The organism is Rhodococcus sp. NPDC057014 (assembly GCF_042673295.1).
Taxonomy (GTDB): Bacteria; Actinomycetota; Actinomycetes; order Mycobacteriales; family Mycobacteriaceae; genus Rhodococcus_F.
This window is the reverse complement of sequence record NZ_JBHUSF010000484.1, coordinates 1-4,544: the sequence shown is the minus strand read 5'-3', so window position 1 is coordinate 4,544 and position 4,544 is coordinate 1. Positions and strand designations below refer to the sequence as shown.

Annotated in this window: 5 protein-coding genes; 1 reads left to right on the top strand and 4 read right to left on the bottom strand. The window is 68.8% G+C overall.

Annotation, left to right across the window (positions count from 1 at the left end):
* Positions 1-44 precede the first annotated feature (44 nt).
* Together ACFTZB_RS43330 and ACFTZB_RS43325 are read right to left on the bottom strand one after the other, a co-directional pair.
* Positions 45-323 (bottom strand): DUF2277 domain-containing protein, encoded by a 279-nt coding sequence (locus ACFTZB_RS43330; RefSeq protein WP_378441817.1) that lies wholly within the window; start codon positions 321-323, stop codon positions 45-47.
* 23 nt (positions 324-346) lie between these two features.
* Positions 347-1,573 (bottom strand): glycosyltransferase family 87 protein, encoded by a 1,227-nt coding sequence (locus ACFTZB_RS43325; RefSeq protein WP_378441815.1) that lies wholly within the window; start codon positions 1,571-1,573, stop codon positions 347-349.
* A gap of 137 nt (positions 1,574-1,710) precedes the next feature.
* On the opposite strand from ACFTZB_RS43325, the gene ACFTZB_RS43320 reads away from it, so the two are divergent.
* Entirely contained in the window at positions 1,711-2,349 is a 639-nt protein-coding gene (locus ACFTZB_RS43320; protein WP_378441813.1) for a PadR family transcriptional regulator, read from the top strand.
* Here ACFTZB_RS43320 and hutC read toward each other — a convergent pair.
* Positions 2,282-3,049 (bottom strand): histidine utilization repressor, encoded by a 768-nt coding sequence (gene hutC / locus ACFTZB_RS43315; protein ID WP_072938860.1) that lies wholly within the window; start codon positions 3,047-3,049, stop codon positions 2,282-2,284. The genes ACFTZB_RS43320 and hutC overlap by 68 nt on opposite strands.
* 100 nt (positions 3,050-3,149) lie before the next feature.
* A partial coding sequence (locus tag ACFTZB_RS43310) for an NAD-glutamate dehydrogenase domain-containing protein (RefSeq protein WP_378441810.1) occupies positions 3,150-4,544 on the bottom strand: 1,395 nt, incomplete at its 5' end.

Sequence of the window (4,544 nt, the reverse complement as noted above, 5' to 3'; positions counted from 1 at the left end):
GGACGCTCGTTGGATCTGACGCAACGAGCGTCCCGTTCGTCCGTTTAGGGGGTGGCGGCCTTCGCCGCGATGCGCGCCCGGACCTCCGGCCGTCGCAGCGGGGGCACGGTCTGCGGGGGCTGCTTGCGCGCCGGCAGTGCGGCGAGGAGCTTCGTGGTGGCCTCGGTGACGACGGCTACCGCCTCCTCGAACGGTTCACGGTTGGCGTCGGAGAGCTTCTGGATTCCGCTGACCTTCCGGACGTATTGACGCGCCGCCGCCTCGATCTCCTCCGCGGTGGCCGCCGGTTCGAGTCCGCGCAGCTCGGTGATGTTTCGGCACATGACTCGACGATAGCGCCGACGCCTCAGCTTCGGGCGGGCTCCAGCGCGTCGTCGTCGGCGGGCACCGCGGCGGGTTCGACGTCCGGGAGCGGGGTGCGGGACCGCGCGGCCACGACCGCGGCGCCGAGCAGGACGAGGGCGACGAGGCACTGCGAGCTGCCGATCACCTCCCGGACGGCGGCCTCCACCCAGCCGGACGAGGAGGACTGCAGCACGAAGTTGGGGCCGATCAGGAAGATCAGCGTCGCGGCGCCGACCACCGGCCGCCAGCTGCGATACTGCGGTGCGATCAGGATCGGAATCAGCAGGATGCTGTACGCCCAGTGGTGGGTGACGGCGAACGGCGCCGCGAGCAGCGATGCCAGGGCCACGACAGACAGCGCGAGCAGGTGTTCACCCGACCGGGTGAAGCGGTACGCCGACCATGCTGCGGCGGAGACGATGACGGCCGCGCTGAGCACCCAGAGGACGCTGGCGAGCCTGCCTTCGGCCCCGAGCCGGGCGATGACGCCGGTGACGGCCTGGTTGCGGAAGAAGTCGGGCGCGCCCGCACGTCCGGTGGCGAAGAATTCGGTGGTCCAGAACCACACCGACGACTGCGGCAGCAGCCAGAAACCGAGTCCGACGGTGACGAGGATCGTGGCGAGCGATCGTCCGATCGAGCGGAAGTCGCGGCGGACGAGCAAGACCAGCAGGAAGGCTGCCGGGGTGATCTTGATTGCGGCGGCGAGGCCGATCGCGATTCCGCGGAACCTCTTCGGGATCACCCCGGTGCAGTCGGCGACCACGAGCGCCATCAGGATGATGTTGATCTGACCGAAGTCGAAGTTCGAGCGCATCGGCTCGAGGAGCAGCACCGGGCCCATCGACAGCAGAGCGAGGAGGTCGGGGCGGCCGACGTCGAGTTTCGACAGCGCCACCTTGACCATCCACCACACGAGCCCGAGGTTGAGGGCGCACCACAGCGCCTGCAGGACCGCGGGGTCGATCTCCGCCATCGGTGCGAAGAGGATCGCCGCGAAGGGTGCGTAGATGAACCTGAACCCGGAACTGCTCGGGAAGTCCGCGGAGTAGAGCGGCAGCCCGCTGACGAAGGCGTGGCCGGCGTCGCGGAACACGGAGAGGTCCATCAGGTAGCCCGTTGCCGCATCGAACTCTCGGTAGGCCACCACCCCCACGGAGAGGACGCCCACGAGGAGCGCGACGGCATGGAGACGATAATCCCTGAACTTCGATTCACTCTGTAACAAGAATTTGTTCTTTCATGATCGGCGTCGTGGTCAACGATCCACCGTAGCGGGCCGTGACCCAATCGTGACAAAGGCGAGGTCGTGGCGCCCGAACCGCGCACTTCGTCATAGTTTATTCAGACTGGTATATTTCGATCATGCCCGGACGCGTCCTCGACAATCCGCTCGTCCTGCCGGTGCTCGGACTGCTTCTCGAATCGCCGATGCATCCGTACCAGATGGAGGTCACGCTGTGTGAGCGCAGCGAGGAGGGCCAGTGGCCGCTCAACCGCGGCTCGCTGAACAACGTCGTCGCCGCCCTCGCGGCGGCGGGCTGGATCGAGGAACACGAACGTGCGCAACGGGAGGGTCGGCCCGCCCGCACCGTCTACGCCCTCACCGACGCCGGACGCGCGGAACTGGTGAGCCGATTGGACGTCCAGATCCGCAGTGCCGCACGGGAGTTCTCCCCGTTCTTCGCCGCGATCAGCTACCTCGGTGCGCTGGGGCGCGACGGCGCCGTCGACGCACTCACCGAACGCGCCCAACGACTCACCGCGAGAATCGAATCCGACCACACGAAGCTCACCCGCGCGCTTGGCGACGGAGTGCCCGCCCTGTTCCTCGCCGAAGCGGATTACGCACTCCACGCCGCACGGGCCGAATTGGACTGGATCGCGTCGACGATCGCCGGCATTCGCGACGGTCGCCTCGTGTGGCCCGAACCGATCAGCCCGTCCCGAACGTCCCTTCCAGCCGGTTCCGCGAACCGGGGTGCACGAGACGCGCTGCGCTGACGAGTCCTCGGGACGACCAGGTGCGGCGTCGGATCAGCAGGCAGGGTTCGGAACGCTCGATGTGGAGGAGCCGGCATTCCTCGGGCGATCCGAGGATCGCCTCGACGACGTGCTCGCCCCTCGTCAGCGGAGCTTCCACGCTCAGATAGTGATTAGGCGTCTGCTGGGTGAAGTCCTGATCGAGATAGCCGGGCGCCTCGGCGGGATTGACGAACCGGTCTTCGAGCTGGATCGGCGTGTCGTCCTCGTAGTGGATCATCAGGGAGTGGAACACCTTGCCGCGGATGGAATCCCGGATGAAGGCGTTGGCCGGATCGGCGTCTTCCTCACGCACGTACACCACTTCGGTCCGGTGGCGGTGTCCGCGTTGCTGGATCTCGTCGGCGATGTTCTTGACCTCGAACAGCGGCGACGCCGTCTTCGTGGCCGCCACGAACGTGCCGACCCCCATCAGGCGCACCACGAGGCCCTCGGCGCTGAGTTCGCGCAGCGCGCGGTTGATGGTCATGCGGGACAGCCCCAGTGCGCCGACGAGCTGATTCTCCGAGGGCAGCTGATCGCCCTCCTGCCAGCGGCCGGCGTTGATCTGCGACACGATGAGGTGCTTGACGCGTTCGTACGCCGGGGCCGACTCCGTCCCCGGTCCGTTGTACAACGCAGCAAGCTCCGCGTCGACTACTGCGATCTCTACCACTGACACCCATTCCTCTGCGGCACCGACGAACTTCCCGTGCAGTCGGCCGTCTGCAGTCTATCGGCCGACTGCACGGGTGAGCCGCAATCGTGCGGTGCGCCCGATGTCACCTCACCATGCTGCGGAGCTGCCTGGTCGCCACGGAGAGAGCGGCCAGGTCGTGCTCCCCCGATTCCGTGACGGCGTCGAGCGTGTGGCGGGCCCGCGCCAGCCGGGCCGCGTTGCGGTCCTCCCACTCCCCGATCTTCTGTTCCGCCGTGTCCGCGACTTCGCTGCCCGCGATCACGTCGAGGCACAGGGCCCGCACCGTGTCGTACAACTCGTCGCGCAACGACAACCGGGCCAGCGCGTTCCACCGCGTACCTCGTCCCAGCTGTGAGACCCCGACCAGGAGGTGAACCAGCCCGAGGCACTCCCCGAGCCGGTAGTACACCTCGGCCACCTCGCGGGGGTCGCGTTGGGTGACGTCGGCGATCTCGACGATGTCGAGCAGCGCGAACCGGTCGAGCAGCAGTTGGACGCGCCCGGCCAGGTCCGCGGGGACACCGCGGGCCACCAGCGCCGCCGTGCGGCTGCGGAGACTCTCCGCGTCCCCGCCGAACAGCCAGCCCGCGACGTGCGGTGTCAGGTCCGCGACCCGGTCACGGAATCGGCTGATCTCCGCCCCGACCGCCAGCGGCTGGGGCCTGCGGGTGAGCATCCACCGCGACGCCCGGTCGAGCAGCCGCCGGGTGAACAGGGTCAACTCGTCCGAGAGCGCGGCGTCGAGGTCGGCGTCCCGGATGTCGCGGCCCAGTGACGGCAGGTCGAACACCTCCGAGACCACCGCGAACGCGCGCACGGCGTCGGCGCCGCTCGCACCGGCCTCCTCCCCCAGCCGGAAGGCGTACGTGATGCCGCCGTTGTCGACGACGTCGTTGGTGAGGACCGTGGCGACGATCTCCCGGCGCAGCGGGTGTTCGCCGATGGCGTCGCCGAACGATTCCCGGAGTCTGCGCGGGAAGTACCCGGCGAGCGCGTCCGCGAATGCCGGGCTGTCGGGCAGGTCGCCGGCGAGCAGGTCCGACTTCAGCGCCAGCTTGACGTGCGCCATGAGCGTCGCGAGTTCCGGCGAGGTGAGTCCCGTCTCCGCGCGTTCCCGGGCGGCGATCTCCTTCCGGGACGGCAGCACCTCGATGGCGCGGTCCAGACCGTAGCGGCCCTCCAGATGGCCGATGAGCCGCCCGTGCACCGCGAGCGACGCGGCGGCGTCGGCCCGGCTCGTGCCGAGCACGTCGTTCTGGGCGACGTTGTCGGACAGCACGAGACGCGACACCTCCTCGGACATCTCGGCGAGCAGACCCGCGCGGTCGCCGGCGGCGAGACGGCCGCCGCTGACCAGGGCGTCGAGCAGGACCTTGATGTTGACCTCGTGGTCGGAGCAGTCCACGCCCGCCGAGTTGTCGAGGGCGTCCGTGTTGATCCGCCCGCCGTTGCGGGCGAATTCGATGCGCCCCAGCTG

Excerpts from the sequence above, each read along its gene's own strand:
- ACFTZB_RS43330 (WP_378441817.1), bottom strand. The coding sequence starts at position 323 with ATGTGCCGAAACATCACCGAGCTGCGCGGACTCGAACCGGCGGCCACC.
- ACFTZB_RS43320 (WP_378441813.1), top strand. The coding sequence starts at position 1,711 with ATGCCCGGACGCGTCCTCGACAATCCGCTCGTCCTGCCGGTGCTCGGA.